Origin of the sequence: Methanolobus zinderi (assembly GCF_013388255.1) — an archaeon.
In the GTDB taxonomy this organism is placed as follows: domain Archaea; phylum Halobacteriota; class Methanosarcinia; order Methanosarcinales; family Methanosarcinaceae; genus Methanolobus; species Methanolobus zinderi.
The window spans coordinates 362,915-378,243 of sequence record NZ_CP058215.1; the positions used below are offsets into that span (position 1 = coordinate 362,915).

At 46.2% G+C, this 15,329-nt stretch carries 17 protein-coding genes; 10 read left to right on the forward strand and 7 right to left on the reverse strand.

Going from position 1 to position 15,329, the window contains the following annotated elements; translation table 11 throughout:
- Positions 1-3: 3 nt before the first annotated feature.
- Positions 4-876, forward strand: coding sequence for a 4-hydroxy-tetrahydrodipicolinate synthase (gene dapA, locus HWN40_RS01780; protein ID WP_176964148.1), 873 nt, complete (start codon positions 4-6; stop codon positions 874-876).
- Entirely contained in the window at positions 877-1,668 is a 792-nt protein-coding gene (dapB, locus tag HWN40_RS01785; protein WP_176964149.1) for a 4-hydroxy-tetrahydrodipicolinate reductase, read from the forward strand.
- Positions 1,669-1,907: 239 nt separating this feature from the next.
- Here the strand turns inward: dapB and pyrI are convergent, their stop codons facing one another.
- The 3 genes from pyrI to HWN40_RS01800 form a co-directional block, all read right to left on the reverse strand.
- Entirely contained in the window at positions 1,908-2,375 is a 468-nt protein-coding gene (pyrI, locus tag HWN40_RS01790) for an aspartate carbamoyltransferase regulatory subunit (RefSeq protein ID WP_176964150.1), read from the reverse strand.
- Positions 2,375-3,301, reverse strand: coding sequence for an aspartate carbamoyltransferase (gene pyrB / locus HWN40_RS01795; protein WP_176964151.1), 927 nt, complete (start codon positions 3,299-3,301; stop codon positions 2,375-2,377). The genes pyrI and pyrB overlap by 1 nt, the downstream gene beginning before the upstream one ends.
- A gap of 64 nt (positions 3,302-3,365) precedes the next feature.
- Entirely contained in the window at positions 3,366-3,806 is a 441-nt protein-coding gene (locus tag HWN40_RS01800; RefSeq protein ID WP_176964152.1) for a DUF5788 family protein, read from the reverse strand.
- Positions 3,807-3,923: 117 nt separating this feature from the next.
- Between HWN40_RS01800 and hxlA the strand changes: the two genes are divergently transcribed.
- From hxlA to HWN40_RS13610, 4 genes are all read left to right on the forward strand, one after another.
- Positions 3,924-5,192 carry a 3-hexulose-6-phosphate synthase gene (hxlA, locus tag HWN40_RS01805; protein ID WP_343044101.1) on the forward strand — a complete coding sequence of 423 codons (1,269 nt, stop codon included), beginning with the start codon at positions 3,924-3,926 and terminating at the stop codon, positions 5,190-5,192.
- A complete protein-coding gene (locus HWN40_RS01810; protein WP_176964153.1) occupies positions 5,193-5,954 on the forward strand; it encodes an A24 family peptidase C-terminal domain-containing protein in 762 nt (253 codons plus the stop codon). It abuts the gene before it with no gap.
- A 200-nt stretch (positions 5,955-6,154) separates the two neighbouring features.
- On the forward strand, positions 6,155-6,622 hold the full coding sequence (locus HWN40_RS01815) for a hypothetical protein (RefSeq protein WP_176964154.1): 468 nt from the start codon (positions 6,155-6,157) through the stop codon (positions 6,620-6,622).
- Positions 6,623-6,687: 65 nt separating this feature from the next.
- The gene (locus tag HWN40_RS13610) at positions 6,688-6,816 is read left to right on the forward strand and encodes a hypothetical protein (RefSeq protein ID WP_281361371.1); all 129 of its coding nucleotides are present in this window, start codon (positions 6,688-6,690) and stop codon (positions 6,814-6,816) included.
- Positions 6,817-6,833: 17 nt separating this feature from the next.
- Here the strand turns inward: HWN40_RS13610 and recQ are convergent, their stop codons facing one another.
- Positions 6,834-8,945, reverse strand: coding sequence for a DNA helicase RecQ (gene recQ, locus HWN40_RS01820; protein WP_176964155.1), 2,112 nt, complete (start codon positions 8,943-8,945; stop codon positions 6,834-6,836).
- 250 nt (positions 8,946-9,195) lie between these two features.
- Here recQ and guaA point away from each other — a divergent pair, with 250 nt between their 5' ends.
- Together guaA and HWN40_RS01830 are read left to right on the forward strand one after the other, a co-directional pair.
- Entirely contained in the window at positions 9,196-10,110 is a 915-nt protein-coding gene (guaA, locus tag HWN40_RS01825; protein WP_176964156.1) for a glutamine-hydrolyzing GMP synthase, read from the forward strand.
- Positions 10,111-11,151 carry an archaeosine biosynthesis radical SAM protein RaSEA gene (locus HWN40_RS01830; RefSeq protein WP_176964157.1) on the forward strand — a complete coding sequence of 347 codons (1,041 nt, stop codon included), beginning with the start codon at positions 10,111-10,113 and terminating at the stop codon, positions 11,149-11,151.
- 41 nt (positions 11,152-11,192) lie between these two features.
- Here HWN40_RS01830 and argB read toward each other — a convergent pair whose 3' ends face one another.
- Together argB and HWN40_RS01840 are read right to left on the reverse strand one after the other, a co-directional pair.
- Complete coding sequence (gene argB / locus HWN40_RS01835) at positions 11,193-12,077, reverse strand: acetylglutamate kinase (RefSeq protein ID WP_176964158.1); 885 nt, start codon at positions 12,075-12,077, stop codon at positions 11,193-11,195.
- A gap of 155 nt (positions 12,078-12,232) precedes the next feature.
- Entirely contained in the window at positions 12,233-12,523 is a 291-nt protein-coding gene (locus HWN40_RS01840; RefSeq protein ID WP_176964159.1) for a non-histone chromosomal MC1 family protein, read from the reverse strand.
- 420 nt (positions 12,524-12,943) lie between these two features.
- Here HWN40_RS01840 and mptA point away from each other — a divergent pair, with 420 nt between their 5' ends.
- Positions 12,944-13,897 (forward strand): GTP cyclohydrolase MptA, encoded by a 954-nt coding sequence (gene mptA, locus HWN40_RS01845; RefSeq protein WP_176964160.1) that lies wholly within the window; start codon positions 12,944-12,946, stop codon positions 13,895-13,897.
- A 64-nt stretch (positions 13,898-13,961) separates the two neighbouring features.
- Positions 13,962-14,279: a DUF2098 domain-containing protein gene (locus tag HWN40_RS01850; protein WP_246275951.1), complete on the forward strand. Its 318-nt coding sequence runs from the start codon at positions 13,962-13,964 to the stop codon at positions 14,277-14,279.
- A 39-nt stretch (positions 14,280-14,318) separates the two neighbouring features.
- Here HWN40_RS01850 and HWN40_RS01855 read toward each other — a convergent pair whose 3' ends face one another.
- Positions 14,319-15,260, reverse strand: a complete 942-nt coding sequence (locus HWN40_RS01855; protein ID WP_176964161.1) for a nucleotidyltransferase domain-containing protein — start codon at positions 15,258-15,260, stop codon at positions 14,319-14,321.
- Between the last annotated feature and the right edge of the window lie 69 nt (positions 15,261-15,329).

Below are 15,329 nucleotides of genomic sequence, written 5' to 3' on the forward strand. Positions count from 1 at the left end.
CCCATGTTCGAAGGAGTTCTACCAGCGCTTGTAACCCCGTTTTCTAAGAATAATACCATCGATTCCGAGAATTTCAGGAATATTGTCTCTTTAGTGGAAGAAGGTGGAGTTTCAGGTATAGTTGCATGCGGTACGACCGGTGAATCAGCTACCCTTTCAATGGCCGAGCACAAGGAACTGATCGACATTGCCATGGACTGCTCCAGCGTTCCGGTGGTGGCAGGTACAGGATCCAACAACACTGTAGAGGCAGTAGAACTTACCAAACACGCAGCCGATGTGGGTGCAGACGGGGCTCTGGTCATATCTCCATATTACAATAAGTCCAATACCGCCGGCCTGCTCGCTCATTTTAAGACTATAGCAGAAGAAGCGGATATTCCTATCATACTATATAATGTACCATCACGTACAGGACAGGACCTATCAGTTGAAGTGATCGCAGAACTTGCAACCGTGGATAACATAGTTGCTGTCAAGGAAGCAAGCGGTAGCGTGGAAAAGATATCCCGTATACTTGAGATGACTGCCGATGAGGACTTCGGGGTACTTTCGGGAGAAGACGCCTTGACATTCCCTGCCGTTGCCCTTGGAGGAAGCGGTGTTGTATCAGTTGTCGCAAACATCGTTCCTGAGATGATGGTAAACCTTGTGGAAGCCACAAAGAAGGGAGATCTGGAAACTGCAAGAAAGTTACACTTCAAGATGGCACCTCTTATGAGGGCTCTTTTCTCGGAGACAAACCCGATACCTGTTAAGCGTGCCATGGAACTCATGGGACTTGTGAACGGCAATCTCAGACTTCCGCTCGCACCTCTGAGCGAGGAGAACGATAAGGTCCTCCAGGATGCTCTTCGTGGACTGGGGTGCATATAAATGATCAACGTAGCTGTAACCGGTGCATCCGGAAAGATGGGTCGGCGTATAATCTCCAATGTTCTCAGATCCGAGGAAACTCAATTATCTGCGGCATTCGATCTGATGAATGTCGGCAGTGATGCCGGAGAAGTTGCACAGCTTGGAAACCTTGGTGTGGCAATCTCATCCGTTGAGGATATGGAATCGGTACTGAAGTCTTCCAATACTGATGTTCTTATCGATTTTACCATTGCGGACGCAACTGCTGTCAATGCCCCGCGTGTGGCATCAAGCGGAGTGAACCTGGTGATAGGTACTACCGGTCTGACAGATGAGCAGAAAGCCACGATCGAAGATTCCATCAGGCAGAACAATGTCGCAGGGATCATATCACCCAACTATGCAGTGGGTGTGAATGTTTTCTTTGGAATACTCAAGGAAGCTGCGAAGTATCTCGGAGATACGGATATAGAAGTGATCGAGGCACATCATAACCAGAAAAAGGATGCTCCAAGTGGTACTGCTATCAGGGCTGCGGATGTTATCAGTGAAGCCCTCGGTGGCAAGGACTATGTTCATGGTCGTCAGGGACTGGCTCCCAGAGGCAAGGAGATCGGGATCCATGCCGTACGCGGAGGGGATATAGTAGGTGACCATACAGTACTCTTTGCAGGTGATGGCGAGAGAATCGAGATCAAGCACCAGGCTCATTCAAGACAGGCCTTTGCTGGCGGTGCGGTCAAAGCCGCGATATGGATTGCAAAGGCAAAGCCAGGTGTTTATACAATGGCTGATATCCTGGGATTATAAATCCCATTCTTTTCTAATTTTTAACTCAAAATTTGCACAATTTGCTTGTTTTGTGAACAAATGTGGCGCAGATATCTCTGTCTACGTTCACAGATTCAGAGGTTTTTGGCTTATTTATAGCCGGGTATATTATATATTTATCTATATATATTATATGTTATAGCAACAGAACTTTCCGCCGGGTTGCTATGTCGTCTATACCTCCAAAACCTTTCTTTTTTCTTTTTATTTTTAAAGGCTCAGAGCAAATGCTTAGCGATATTCTCTGAAATGACTCTTCCGCAATAAGTGCAGCGAAGCTTTGGCATGTCATCATCCACTGTGACATTGAATTTGGATGTTATGGGTTCGTTACTGTTCGAAATACAGTTGGGATTGATACATCTGATCACACCTTCCATAAATTCGGGGATGTGGACTTTCTTTTTTTGGGAAACATTAAAATTGCGTATGATGTTTATTGTCGCATTGGGCGCGATAAGTGCTATCCTGTCAACTTCTGTGACCTTCAGCTCCCGGTTCTCTATCTTTACAACATCCTTTTTCCCGTGTTCTCCTGGTGAATTCAGGAGGATGCTCACAACTCCTTCGCTTGCATCAGGCAATCCGAGTATCTTGATCACATTCAGGGCCTGGCCTGCCGTAATATGGTCTATGACCGTACCGTTTTTGATCCTGCGTACCCTGAGCTCTTTTTCCTCTCCCATTATTCGATCGCCCCCAGTACAAGTGCAACAAGTGCCATACGTACCGGCACGCCATAGAATGCCTGTTTGAAGTAACATGCATGTACCGTATCGTCAACATCCGGGTGTATCTCATTGACCCTCGGGAGCGGATGCATTATCCGCAGCTCCTGCTTTGCATCTTTTAACAGGTCGGTTGTGATCTTCAGCCTGTTGGCAACCTTCTGATATTCCGCAGGATCGGGGAATCTTTCTTTCTGTATACGGGTCATGTAGAGCACATCAACCTCACCGATGGCCTCTTCTATGGATTCGACCTCTGTAACCTTTGCGCCCCTGTTCTCAAGATCGTTTATTATCTCCTCGGGCATCCTGAGTTCCGGAGGCGATATCATGGTTATCTGTGCTCCATAAAGCGAGAGTGCGTAACAGAGTGAGTGCACTGTCCTTCCGTATTTAAGATCACCTGCAAGCGCTATCTTCAGACCGTCAAGATGGCTTTGCCTTTTGATCGTATACAGGTCAAGGAGGGTCTGGGTCGGGTGGTGTCCCGCACCGTCTCCTGCATTTAGTATGGGTACCGTGGAAAACTCCGATGCGAGGAATGCCGCCCCTTCTCTCGGGTGTCTGAGTACAATGGCATCAGCATAACTGTCAACAACCCTGATGGTATCTGCAAGTGTTTCTCCCTTTGCGATTGAGCTGGCATCAACAGAGCCAAGATTGAGCACGTCACCTCCGAGTCGGTACATTGCGGTTTCGAAGGACATGCGTGTGCGGGTGCTTGGTTCAAAAAAAAGGACTGCCAGGACCTTGCCACTGAGAAGGTCGGATTTTTGTTTTCCAAGTGCTATCGGTTCCATCTTCTCAGCGGTCTCAAGTATATGATCGATCATATCCTTTGAGAAAGATGTCATTGAAATGATATGGTGGTCCTTGAATATCATCGACAACTAAAGGAATTCCATCAGATATATGTTTACTGATATAATCTGTCCAGAATTAAAATTGTTATTTTTTTGAATCGAGTATCTTAATAAGCCGGTCCCACTCTTCTGTTTTAACGTCACAGGTATGTTTTGTCTGAGCTCTTGCTTTCCTTTTAGAAGGCACGGTAAGTTCCTGCAGATCCATGATAGCACGCATCAGGCCGGCGGTTTCATTGAAGATCTCCTTTGCTTCCCTGTAGGTAATATCTCCTTCCTCCAGGTATCTTTCGCATTCCTTCTCTTTCTCATTTAGCATGTCAAGGAATGTCTGTATATTTTCAAGGTCTTCTGAAGTGTATTTTCTCTTGTTGACTATTTCCCAGACTACTTCATGCAGGTTGACTTCTTTCCCGTCAAGTTTTACTTTGCTGGGAATCTGTTCCCCTACCCAGAAAAGCCGCCGGTGAAGACTGTTAAGTAAACGGTTCCTCTCGGGGTCTGTAATCTCACACTCTTCAGCCATTTCCTTCTTAGTAGAGTTGAGCTATATAGTATTAAGATTTTATCCAGATTAAATTTATAGGCTCTAAAGTATTTAGTAATAAAGAAAATAAATGAAGGTGATCAGATCAAACCCATAATTCAGGTTGCCCTGGACCTGCTGGAAACGGACCGTGCCATTAGCATCGGGCAGGAGGCCCTGGAAGGCGGTGCCGACTGGATAGAGGCAGGTACACCCCTTATCAAAAGCGAAGGGATGGATGCCATCAGAAGTCTCAGGGAAGCATTTTCCGGAAATATCATCGTTGCTGACATGAAAATAGCGGATACCGGTTCCATGGAAGTTGAAATGGCTGCAAAGGCCGGTGCTGATATTATAGTTATACTGGGAAGTGCGGATGACTCCACCGTGCTTGAGGCTGTCAGGGCTGCAAAGAAGTACGGTTCCAGAATCATGGCTGACCTGATATCGGTGAATGAGCCGGTCACACGCTCAAAGGAACTGGAAGAGCTTGGTGTCGATATCATCAATGTGCATGCAGGTATAGACCAGCAGATGACCGGACAGGATTCTCTTTCCATCATGAAGAAAGTTGTCAGGGAAGTTAATATACAGGTTGCTGTTGCCGGAGGGCTCGATGCGGATTCCTGCGCAGTGGCAGTGCAGGAAGGTGCGGATATAGTTGTGGTCGGAGGCAATATAGTGCGCTCCGCTGACGTCACTGCTTCCTCGAAAGCAATAAGGGAGGCTGTGGATTCACCTTCGGTTAGAGCTTATTCCAAAAAATCCATTGACGAAGAGATCCGTTCTATCCTTGGATCAGTTTCAACTCCCAATATATCGGATGCAATGCATCGCAAGGGTGCCATGCAGGATATATTTCCCATGCTTGCCGGAAAGAGGATGATCGGCAAGGCGGTAACAGTCCAGACCTTTAAGGGAGACTGGGCCAAGGCTGTGGAAGCCATAGACGAAGCAGGTCCGGGAGATGTTATTGTTATCTATAACGGTAGCAGGCATGTGGCTCCCTGGGGCGGCCTTGCAACTCAGAGCTGCCTGAACAAGGGTATTGCAGGAGTGGTAATAGACGGAGCGGTCAGGGACATAGACGATATACGTACATTGGATCTGCCGGTCTTTGCCACGTGTCACGTACCCAATGCAGGGGAACCCAAGGGTTTCGGTGAGATCAATGCGGAGATCGTCTGCGGTAATCAGACGGTAAAACCAGGTGACTATATTGTAGGGGATGACAACGGTGTGGTAGTCATACCAAAGGAGCATGCATACGAGATCGCAAGGCGTGCGAAAGAAGTCGAGAAGACCGAGCAGCGACTCTTCGAAGAGATCCGCAGGGGAGCAACCCTGTCGGAAGTAATGAAACTTAAAAAATGGGAGAAACACTGAATGATCGAATTATTAAAAGTACTTGCATGCATGCCCTTTTTACTATATGCCTGCTATGCGGACATAAAGACACGCAGGGTTGCCAACGAGGTATGGGTTGTGATGTTCGGGGTAGGTTTTGTTTTCATAATGTACGACCTGATAACACTTGGCCTGCCATATCTTATCAGGAATATACTGACATTCGCCTTCATCTTCACATTCGTATACATTCTTTTTCAGCTCGGAGCCTTCGGAGGTGCCGACGCCAAGGTACTCATGGTCATATCCCTGATCATCCCCACATTCCCGGATATTGTGATTAACGGAACCCAACTCCCGATCAACGGAGTTCCTCCACTCGGTGTTTTCGCTTTCAGTGTATTCGGCAATTCGGTGATTCTCACTGTGATTGTGCCAATTGGCCTGTTCATCTACAATCTGTTGCACAACCCCCTGAAAGAGAACCTGAAAAGACCCCTCTACATGCTGATAGGCTACAGGACTCCGGTATCCAGTCTGGAACAGGGCCATATCCGCATGATCGAGTCCTACAACGAGACCAAAGAAGGTGTGAGTTTTGGCTTCACCAGATCTGGTACCGAGCTGACCACAAACGTGATTGCAGAACTCAAGGCTTATCTGAGGAATGGCAAGATAAACGACAGTGTCTGGGTCACACCAGGACTTCCCTTCATGATCCCGATAACCGCGGGATTCATTACTGCTGTTGTTTTCGGTGATCTGATCTTCTATCTTACCCTGCAGTTCATGATGATGTGAACTGCTTTTTGTTTTGTTTTGTTTTGTTTTGTTTTACTTCATGATGTCTTTTTTAGTTAGAAAAGCAGCCACAATCTATTAATAATAAAAATTCTAGTAATCCTGATATACAAATTTACAATGATGTGTGCAGATTTGGGGTCTGGAAAATTTTACAGAAAAACCTGCAACCGCATGTAAAGCAATCTTGAGGGACATCAGTGAAAACAGACACAAAGTCAAGGATAATCACAGTTTCTATTATCACATTTATAATAACTCTGGCAGTTGCTGCTGCGATAATTACGGATATGGGAGTGCAAAAAGATCTGACTTATACTGACGGAGAACTTCAGGAACTCTACTATGAGTATGGGATTACTGAGAATGACCTGAAGTTCGCAAAAGGTGAACTGCCAAATTATCTGAATGACACGGTCCTTGTCGGTAACAGGGTTATAGTTACAGAAGATGGCCTGCCCCCGGAAAATATGGAGCTAGGCGTGGATTACGATCTGGTTTTGAGCGAACGGGAAATGGAAGATATAATTGAGAATGCAAGAGTGGATTATATCAAAAAATACGGTGTTGACCCTGCTAATCCGAAAATAGATTCAGTATATGGCTATCTATTGCCAAAAGCAGAAGCTGGCCGGATAATGGAGTCTGCAAGCGATATGTCATATTAACTCACACTTTTTTCATCATCTATTAATACCACCGCCAACAAACTATAAATCAGGAGGTGGGCTCCGTGGCAGATAAGATAAAGGGAAAGAAAGACCACAAAGATGAGGACGAGAAGGAAGCCAAAGTATCTCCTGTCAGACCGGGCGACTCCCGGCTACGCGGCAGAAGGCACCTGCTGGATACCTGCGAGTAGACAGGAATAAAGCTGCTTTACTCACTTCCGGCAAGTATCTCGGACCACACAGCTCTGATCTCATCTTCAGAATAATTCTCGTCGAGCTTGGCTTTTGTCAGAACTATAAGCTCTTTTTCAAGCCCGCTTATGGTTTCTAATATTTTTTCACGTTTTGTATCTGGATCAGATGTGGATGTCTCTTTCTTTTCACAGGCCGGGATTTGCTGGTCCTCTTTTTCTGAGTTCGGGTTATCGTCGCTGAAACTGTTTTCACTGGCCGAAGCTTCTTCCTGTTCCTGGCAATAGTTGCTGATCTCCTTGAGGAAAGTATCACCATACTTTTTCAGCTTGTACTCCCCCACACCGGTGATCTTCAGCATCTCCTCCTTGCTGCCCGGCTTTTTTGATGCCATCTGTTTAAGGCTGGTATCCGCAAAGACAACATAAGGGGGCACGTCCTGTAGCTCTGCCATCTTTTTTCTCAGTTGTTTCAGCCTTGCAAACAGTCCATCATCCCTGTTTGCTGTCCATTTTATCTCGGAGACCGGAGCAGAACTAGTCCTGGTTTTTCCGGGGGGTGCCACAGCTTTATCAGGAACTATTCTTTCAGCAGGTTCCGGCTCTTCAAAATCGGTATCCTCAATGGTTGTTAGGGTGACCTTGCGTTTGCCATTCATAACCTCCATGCTGGCCTTATTGAGTTTCAGAAGCGGATATCGGGCTCCCTGGACCTTGATCAGTTCCTGCTGGATCATCTCCCTGGCAATTTCCATCCACCGGTCTTTCGTATGGATATCACCGGCACCGTGTGATGCCAGTTTATTGTGCTTTTTATCCCGTATCTTCTTTGCATTGGATCCGCAGAGTACATCTATCACATGGTTCATGCCGTATCGCTGGTTCAGCTCGCTGATGCAGTTTATAAGGATCCGGGCTTCTTCGGTTCCGTCAACCTTCTTTCTTGGCTGAAGGCAGACATCACATCTGCCGCAGTCGTCCTCTTCAAGCACTTCTCCGAAATAGGCCAGAAGCACTTTTCTGCGGCATACGGTACTTTCACAGAAGGCCACCATGTCCTGCAACTGTTTCAGGGCGATGTCACGCTCTTCCTTTTTGCCCTTCTGCTTGATGAAATATTCTATTTTATACCTGTCTCCGCGGCTGAAAAAGAGGATACACTCGCATTCGAGTCCGTCACGTCCTCCTCTTCCTGTTTCCTGATAATAACCTTCGAGGTTTTTTGGCAGGTCGTGGTGGATGACAAAACGTACATTTGATTTATCTATTCCCATTCCAAAGGCGATGGTCGCCACAACGATCTCAACATCGTCCCTGATGAACATCTCCTGGTTCTTTTCACGCCGGGAATCGCTGAGTCCTGCATGATAGGGAAGGGCATTAAATCCGTCTCTTCTGAGCCTGGAAGCTATGGTGTCCACGTTCTTGCGGCTCTGGCAATAGATGATACCACTCTCGCCCCTGTGTTTCCTCAAGTATTTCAGGATCTGCTTATAGGTGTCCTTTTTTGGCCTTATTTTGTAGAGCAGGTTCTTACGATTGAAACTGGCAACATATGTCCCGCAGTCACTGATTCCTAATTGCTTGATAGTATCCTCACGTACCTTGGGTGTGGCGGTAGCCGTCAGGGCTATAATAGGTACTCCGGAAAACTTTCTCTTGAGAAAACTGAGTTTGCGGTACTCCGGCCTGAAATCGTGTCCCCATTCGGATATGCAGTGGCTCTCATCTATTGCGAACAGGCTTACATTTGCCTTCTGTATCAGTGATATGGTATGGGACATTGTGAGCCTTTCAGGGGCCACATACAGGATTTTGATCTCGTTGTTCTCTATCTCCCTGTATATCCTCTTTGCCTCACTATGGCTGAGGGTACTGTTCAGGTAAGCGGCATTGATACCGCTAGCCTGCAGGCTGTCAACCTGGTCCTTCATCAGGGAGATGAGCGGAGAGACAACCACTGTCAACCCCTCCATGAGAAGAGCGGGTAACTGGTAGCACAGTGATTTTCCTCCTCCTGTTGGCATCAGTACAAAAGTGTCCCTGCCTTCCAGTACGTCCTTAATGATATCTTCCTGAAGCGGACGAAAAGACGAATATCCAAAGTACTTCTGGAGAGTTCGATGCATCTTTTTACCGTAATCCTTTGTCCTGCCTATACGAACTCGCGATATATAACATTCTGGCAAGCAGGGTGTAAGTAATATTTATGATACAGTGGATTTTTTATTTTCCTTTCCTGTAGTATTTCACGAAGGCGAGCATTAATAAATACGAACTTATATCTGAGGAGTAAATCTCATTTGAACGTATTTAAGATCAGTTTGAATTGATCTGATTTGAAAATCACTGAATAATCGTTTACCGGAGTTCGTATCCATGGTAAAAGTAGATAAATTCATTCCAAAAGCTATAGAGAAGATAAGCCAGCAGGTCGAGGGCAAAGCTATCATAGCACTCTCGGGAGGTGTTGACAGTTCAGTCTGCGCGATCCTGGCACACCGTGCAATAGGAGACAGGCTCACACCGATCTATATAGACACAGGCCTGATGAGAAAGGGAGAGACCGAACGGATAAAAGAGATCTTCTGTGACATGAACCTTCAGGTCATTGATGCAAAGGACCGCTTCCTCGGAGCCCTTGCAGGAATCGAGGATCCAGAGGAGAAACGCAAGGCAGTGGGTGAGACCTTCATACGTGTCTTTGAAGAGGAAGCAAAGTTACTGGAAGCAGACTGCCTTATACAGGGAACCATCTATCCCGACAGGATAGAGTCCGAAGGCGGCATAAAGTCACATCACAATGTGGGTGGTCTTCCTTCTGTGATCGATTTTAAGGCTATTGTGGAGCCGATAGAGGATCTCTACAAGGATGAGGTAAGGGAAGTGGCACGTGCCCTTGATCTTCCCCATGAGATCTCAGAGAGGATGCCTTTCCCGGGCCCGGGTCTGTCTGTCAGGATAGTCGGGCAGGTCACAGAAGAACTTGTTGAGATAGTAAGAGAGGCCAATGCCATCGTTGAGGAAGAACTTGTTGAGCGCTTCCACCCCTGGCAGACATTTGCCGCTATTGTGGGCAAAGGCACCGGTGTTAAGGGTGATGTAAGGGTCCACGGATGGATAGTTGCGGTAAGGGCTGTCGGTTCAAGAGATGGTATGACCGCAGAGGCCATGGAATTGCCATGGGAAGTACTCAGCAGGATCGAATCACGTATCTCAGCCGCGCTTCCGACAGTTGCACGTGTGGTCTATGATCTTACTCCAAAACCCCCGGCGACAATAGAGTTCGAATAAATGTCACTCAATAAAGCAGTTCTTGAAATTAGGAACAGACAGAGGGTAAAACCCTCTGCTCCTGATAAGCCCTGTGCGGCATGGACAGGAGTAGACCTGGTAGATGGTCAAAAGATCGATACACTTACCATCATCTTCCGGACATCGGGATGCTGGTGGGGTAAGGCAGGAGGCTGTACCATGTGCGGCTATGTCTATGACAGCGCGCAGACTCCGCCCTCGGATACTGACCTCATAAAACAGCTCGAGAATGCCATGGAAAAAGCATCCGGTTTTGAGAACTTCATGGTCAAGATATTCACCTCGGGCAGCTTCCTTGACATACGGGAAATTCCGCTTCTTGTAAGGCACAGTATTCTATCAGCTCTGGAAAAGGATGATAGGGTTAGCAAGGTACTGGCGGAAACCCGTCCGGAATTTGTCAGCGAGGAGGCAGTGAAGGATTGCCGTAAATATCTCGGTGGAAAAGCCTTTGAGGTGGCCATGGGTCTTGAAACAAGCTCGGACCTGATCCGCAGGGAATCTATCAATAAGGGTTTCAAATTCGATGATTTCGAAAGAGCTGCGGTGATTGCCAGGGAGAACGGTGCCACTGTTAAGACTTACCTGATGCTCAAACCTCTTTTCCTGTCCGAGAAACAGGCACTAGAGGATATTGTTAAGTCCGTAAGGGATGCAGCTCCTTTCAGTGACACTTTTTCGATAAACCTGTGTAACATCCAGAATGGTACCTATGTTGAGAGGCTCTGGCAGAAGGGACAGTACCGTCCTCCATGGCTGTGGAGTATAATCGAGATACTCAAAAGGACCAAGTCTGAGTTTCCTGATATGGTTATAAGCTCCGACCCTGTGGGTGCGGGCTCGAAAAGGGGTCCCCATAATTGTAAGCAGTGTAGCAGGGATGTAGCGGATCTGATCAGGCAGTTCTCGCTCTCACAGGATATTTCCCTTCTGGAAGTCCCTGACTGTGAGTGTAAAGATCTCTGGGAATGTGTGTTGCAACTGGATGATCACACCTTCGGAACACCCATTAACGATTGATATTAAAATAGTTTTTTTTTTTGAAAGGGAGTATATCCCTTTCAGTCACTGTATACCATTGTTCCGATCCCGGAATCTGTGAACAGTTCGAGTAAAATAGAGTGGGATATACTTCCATCGATAATATGGATCTTTTCAACACCACTTTTAACAGCAGTTCCGGCACCTCTGAGTTTTGGGATCATGCCTCCGGTGATGACTCCTTCTTCGATCAGATGCTCGATCTCGTCTATGGTAACCCTTGAAATACGGGATGACTTATCATTGATGTCCTTCAGCAGGCCGGGTACATCGGTCATAAGGACCAGTTTTTCGGCATTTAAGGCAGCGGCAATGTCCCCTGCAACGGTGTCAGCATTAAGGTTCAGGGCCTTCCCGCTCAGGTCTGTCGCGATCGGTGATATCACCGGGACGTATCCTTCTTTTATGACGATGTTTAGAAGGTCCGGGTTTATGATCTCTGTATCTCCCACCCATCCCAGGTCCACTTCGTGCTCGATACTTTCGATGATAACTTTCTGGGATGGCTTCTTTTTTGCTATGATCATCCTTCCGTCCTTTCCGGAAAGTCCTATGCCCTTGCCTCCGTGTTTGCCTATGAGGGAGACTATTTCGGTATTGATATTACCTACAAGCACCATCCTTGCGATCTCCAGGGTCTCATCGTCGGTTATACGTAATCCGCCAACGAACTCCGGCTTCTTTCCCATGCGCTCCATCTTCTGGGTGATCTCGGGTCCTCCGCCGTGAACGATTATCGGGTGGATGCCTACGAATCTGAGCAGTACGATATCCTGTACTATGTCGCTCATTACTTCGGGGTCGACCATTGCATGTCCGCCGACCTTTATCACCATTACAGAATTATGGAAATCCCTGATATACGGAAGTGCTTCTATCAGCACATTCTCTCTTTTGAGTGTCATGTTACTACCTGTGTTATTGCCGGGAAACGGAAGGGAGATGTATCTGTCCCAGTACCTGTGAATGGTATGAATTTACCTTTAACGATTTAAAACTTCTTTGGCGCTATAAAATACCAAATTAAAAAAAGAAACCCATCTGCATGGGTTATGAATGATCAGAGCTTTTCGAGCTTCTCAATTCCTACCTTCTTTACGAATGGCTTGTTGATCTTGTCGGGCATCCAGTCAGGTTTGTTCTTTGGTGCGTTGACCATCTCTCTCCATCCCTTGAATATGTGGATCTTCTTGGTTCCACGTTCACGGAGTCTGATATCTTCTGGCTTGGATTTTGTACCTTTGCCTCTGTTAGCTACCTTAAGTGCGGCCTGTCGTGGCTGCTTTCCGGTGAACACCCCGTGTTCATTTCCTTTTTTATCTCTTAACACAAAATTTCTTGTTTCAGACATCTTGTCACCTCGTAATCATCATGCGATTACCACTGCTTATCGTATTTGGTATGTAAAGTATATATATTTTTCTTTTAATGTAGTCTTTTGTACCTGATTTATCACAATAGTGAATTTCATATAGCGAAAAATCCCCGGATGGAGCTAATTTCAGTATTTTTTGTAATAGTTCGTTTTACACTTGAGCGCTATTAGGCAACAAGACAAATTAACTTGATTTATTCTGCTTATGTATTATGGTATCAGGAGAGCTTACTTACTATTACAAGTAAATATTTTACTATGTAACTATCCATATTTGAGATCATTCCGGCATTTCTTTTTTAACACAACATTTACATGTAATGAGTCCATTTCAAGTGCTTATTAGTAATTTACTGAAGAGCTTTACACTCTTATTTTTCATTTTGAGGTAATATCATGGAAGTTCCAGTCGTTAAACTACCGGATATACAGGCTAATAAGCCTCAAATCCCAATCAATCTTACCCGTGTAGGGGTTACCAACGTAAAGAAACTCGTTGAGGTCAAGAGAAAAGAAAAACGTCCTGTTGTTCTTATAGCTACGTTTGATATTTTCGTGGACCTTCCTTCTCACCTGAAGGGAGCAAACCTTTCCCGCAACTTCGAAGCGGTTGATGAGGTTCTTGAAAAAGCTGTCAAGCTGCCTGTCTATGAGATCGAGCAGCTCTGCAGTGATGTGGCCCAGAGTCTTCTGACGCGTCATGAATACGCAACACGTGCAGAAGTTATACTGAAAAGCGAATATGTGATAAAAAGAGAATCACCATCCACAAAGATGGAATGTCAGGAAGTTGTTGACATCTTTGCAGAAGCGATCGCACTGCGCGATGATGTGGAGAAAATGGCAGTCAAGAAACTTATCGGTGCCGAAGTCGTAGGAATGACCGCATGTCCCTGCGCCCAGGAGATCATGAGGGATAACGCCAGACAGGAGCTGGAAGCCCTGGGGATCGATAACACAAAGATCGCCAAGTTCCTTCACAGGGTGCCCATGGCGACCCATAACCAGCGTGGTAGGGGTATAATATCCATTGAAGTGGAAGGTAATAACTTTGTCTCCCTCGAAAAGATCATCGAGATCATTGAGAATTCAATGAGTTCCAGCGTATATGAGCTGCTTAAGCGCTCCGACGAGGCCATGGTTGTCCAGACAGCACACAACAACCCCAAATTTGTTGAGGACTGTGTGCGCACAATGGCAAAGAATGTCGTAAGGGAATTCGCCAAACTACCGGATGAAGCGATTGTAACCATAAAGCAGATCAACGAGGAAAGTATCCACAGGCACAATGCATTTGCCGAAAGGGTTGCAACCCTTGGTGAGCTGCGCAGTGAGATCTCGCAGGAATAATCAACAGACAGGTATTAATCCTGTTTGTTCCATATTTATATTTATTTTCAGATGAGGGATTTATTTGGCGGAAGAAACAGAAAACCTGACTGCTTCAGACATAAACGGGGACCCCATAGAAGCCGGGACAGTTGTAAGGTACATTAATACCGGTACTGTTGGAAGGGTTGTTGATATAAGATCGGATGAAGAAGGCATCTGGGCTTTTCTTGACAGTACCCAGCTCTACTATAAAGTGGAAACCCTTGTCATAACAGATGAGAGCGAACTTAAGGAAAAGACCGAAACAACCAGGACCGCCGCCGAAGCAGAAGAATACATGCGTGAATATGGCGTGGGTCCGGAATCTGTAGACATAGGGCAGTTCACAGGTGGCGGCTGATCCGGCCACCCGCTGACTTTATTTTTTTGATAGAACTGCTCAAATAAATCCTTCTTTTTCAAGAAGTGTCAGAGAACGAATCCATTCTCCTTTAGGTTCTCTTGATGTGCCCACAACAAGTCTTTTGAGATCGCCGACCTGCTCCACCGTGCCGCTGGCCTCGATGGTCTCACCTGCGAGAGCCTGACCTGCGTATGTGTGAGTGTAGGAGAGCACATGATCTATCTCATCATGTTCTATTTTGTATACTGAAGGACTGTCAAAGGCAAGGTCAGCATCTGTCACCTTCGCTTCGATTTTCATTTTTCCGATATCTTCTCCCCTGCGGATCGGCTCTTTTATCTGTTCCCAGTCCCGCACAAAAAGAAGGTCGAAATATGTCCCTTCAACCATCCCACGGTTTCCTTTCCTTTTTTCATGGAGGACGAATTCATCAAAACTGATCTCAGGTATACGTTTGCGGTATATCTTCTTCCACATCTCTTCATCGATATCCTCGATGGGTCCGCCTTCCTGCTTTGCATCCTTTATGGCATCACGTGCAACGAACCAGTTTGCTCCGTAGACAACAAAATCAACATCAGAGCCTTCGTTCTGCAGGCCGGGTAAGAATGAACCTGTTACGCCCATCTTATCCTCCGGTACGCCTGCTTTTTTAAGTGTACTGACGATCGCCTGAACACGACTATCCGATTTGCTTAAGTCTTCGATAACATCGTTTGGTCTCAGGATTTTTTTGATCTTGTCTTCCGGGACCACGTGCACATCCTCCACCCACTCGGGCCTGTTCTCACGCATGAAATCAAAGGAAACATCAAAATCATACTTCTTGTATCGGGTCCCGTTGAGCTCTCTTTCCCCGCTCTCATCGGGTACATACCTCAAGGTCGACCTTATGCCATGAGGATGGCAATAATCAGAAACTGCAAATATCCAGTCATCTTCTGTTATAAGGAAATCCCTTATCCTTGTTTTTATCATTGGTATCATCCATTGCTTATTTTCAGATCTTGGTTACAGTAGATTGTACTTATGCATAAAAACGGTTTG

Bases quoted from the DNA above. Each gene is read 5' to 3' on its own strand.
- dapA (WP_176964148.1), top strand. From the start codon at position 4: ATGTTCGAAGGAGTTCTACCAGCGCTTGTAACCCCGTTTTCTAAGAAT.
- dapB (WP_176964149.1), top strand. From the start codon at position 877: ATGATCAACGTAGCTGTAACCGGTGCATCCGGAAAGATGGGTCGGCGT.
- pyrI (WP_176964150.1), bottom strand. From the start codon at position 2,375: ATGGGAGAGGAAAAAGAGCTCAGGGTACGCAGGATCAAAAACGGTACG.
- pyrB (WP_176964151.1), bottom strand. From the start codon at position 3,301: ATGATATTCAAGGACCACCATATCATTTCAATGACATCTTTCTCAAAG.
- HWN40_RS01800 (WP_176964152.1), bottom strand. From the start codon at position 3,806: ATGGCTGAAGAGTGTGAGATTACAGACCCCGAGAGGAACCGTTTACTT.
- HWN40_RS01810 (WP_176964153.1), top strand. From the start codon at position 5,193: ATGATCGAATTATTAAAAGTACTTGCATGCATGCCCTTTTTACTATAT.
- recQ (WP_176964155.1), bottom strand. From the start codon at position 8,945: ATGCATCGAACTCTCCAGAAGTACTTTGGATATTCGTCTTTTCGTCCG.
- guaA (WP_176964156.1), top strand. From the start codon at position 9,196: ATGGTAAAAGTAGATAAATTCATTCCAAAAGCTATAGAGAAGATAAGC.
- HWN40_RS01830 (WP_176964157.1), top strand. From the start codon at position 10,111: ATGTCACTCAATAAAGCAGTTCTTGAAATTAGGAACAGACAGAGGGTA.
- argB (WP_176964158.1), bottom strand. From the start codon at position 12,077: ATGACACTCAAAAGAGAGAATGTGCTGATAGAAGCACTTCCGTATATC.
- HWN40_RS01840 (WP_176964159.1), bottom strand. From the start codon at position 12,523: ATGTCTGAAACAAGAAATTTTGTGTTAAGAGATAAAAAAGGAAATGAA.
- mptA (WP_176964160.1), top strand. From the start codon at position 12,944: ATGGAAGTTCCAGTCGTTAAACTACCGGATATACAGGCTAATAAGCCT.
- HWN40_RS01855 (WP_176964161.1), bottom strand. From the start codon at position 15,260: ATGATAAAAACAAGGATAAGGGATTTCCTTATAACAGAAGATGACTGG.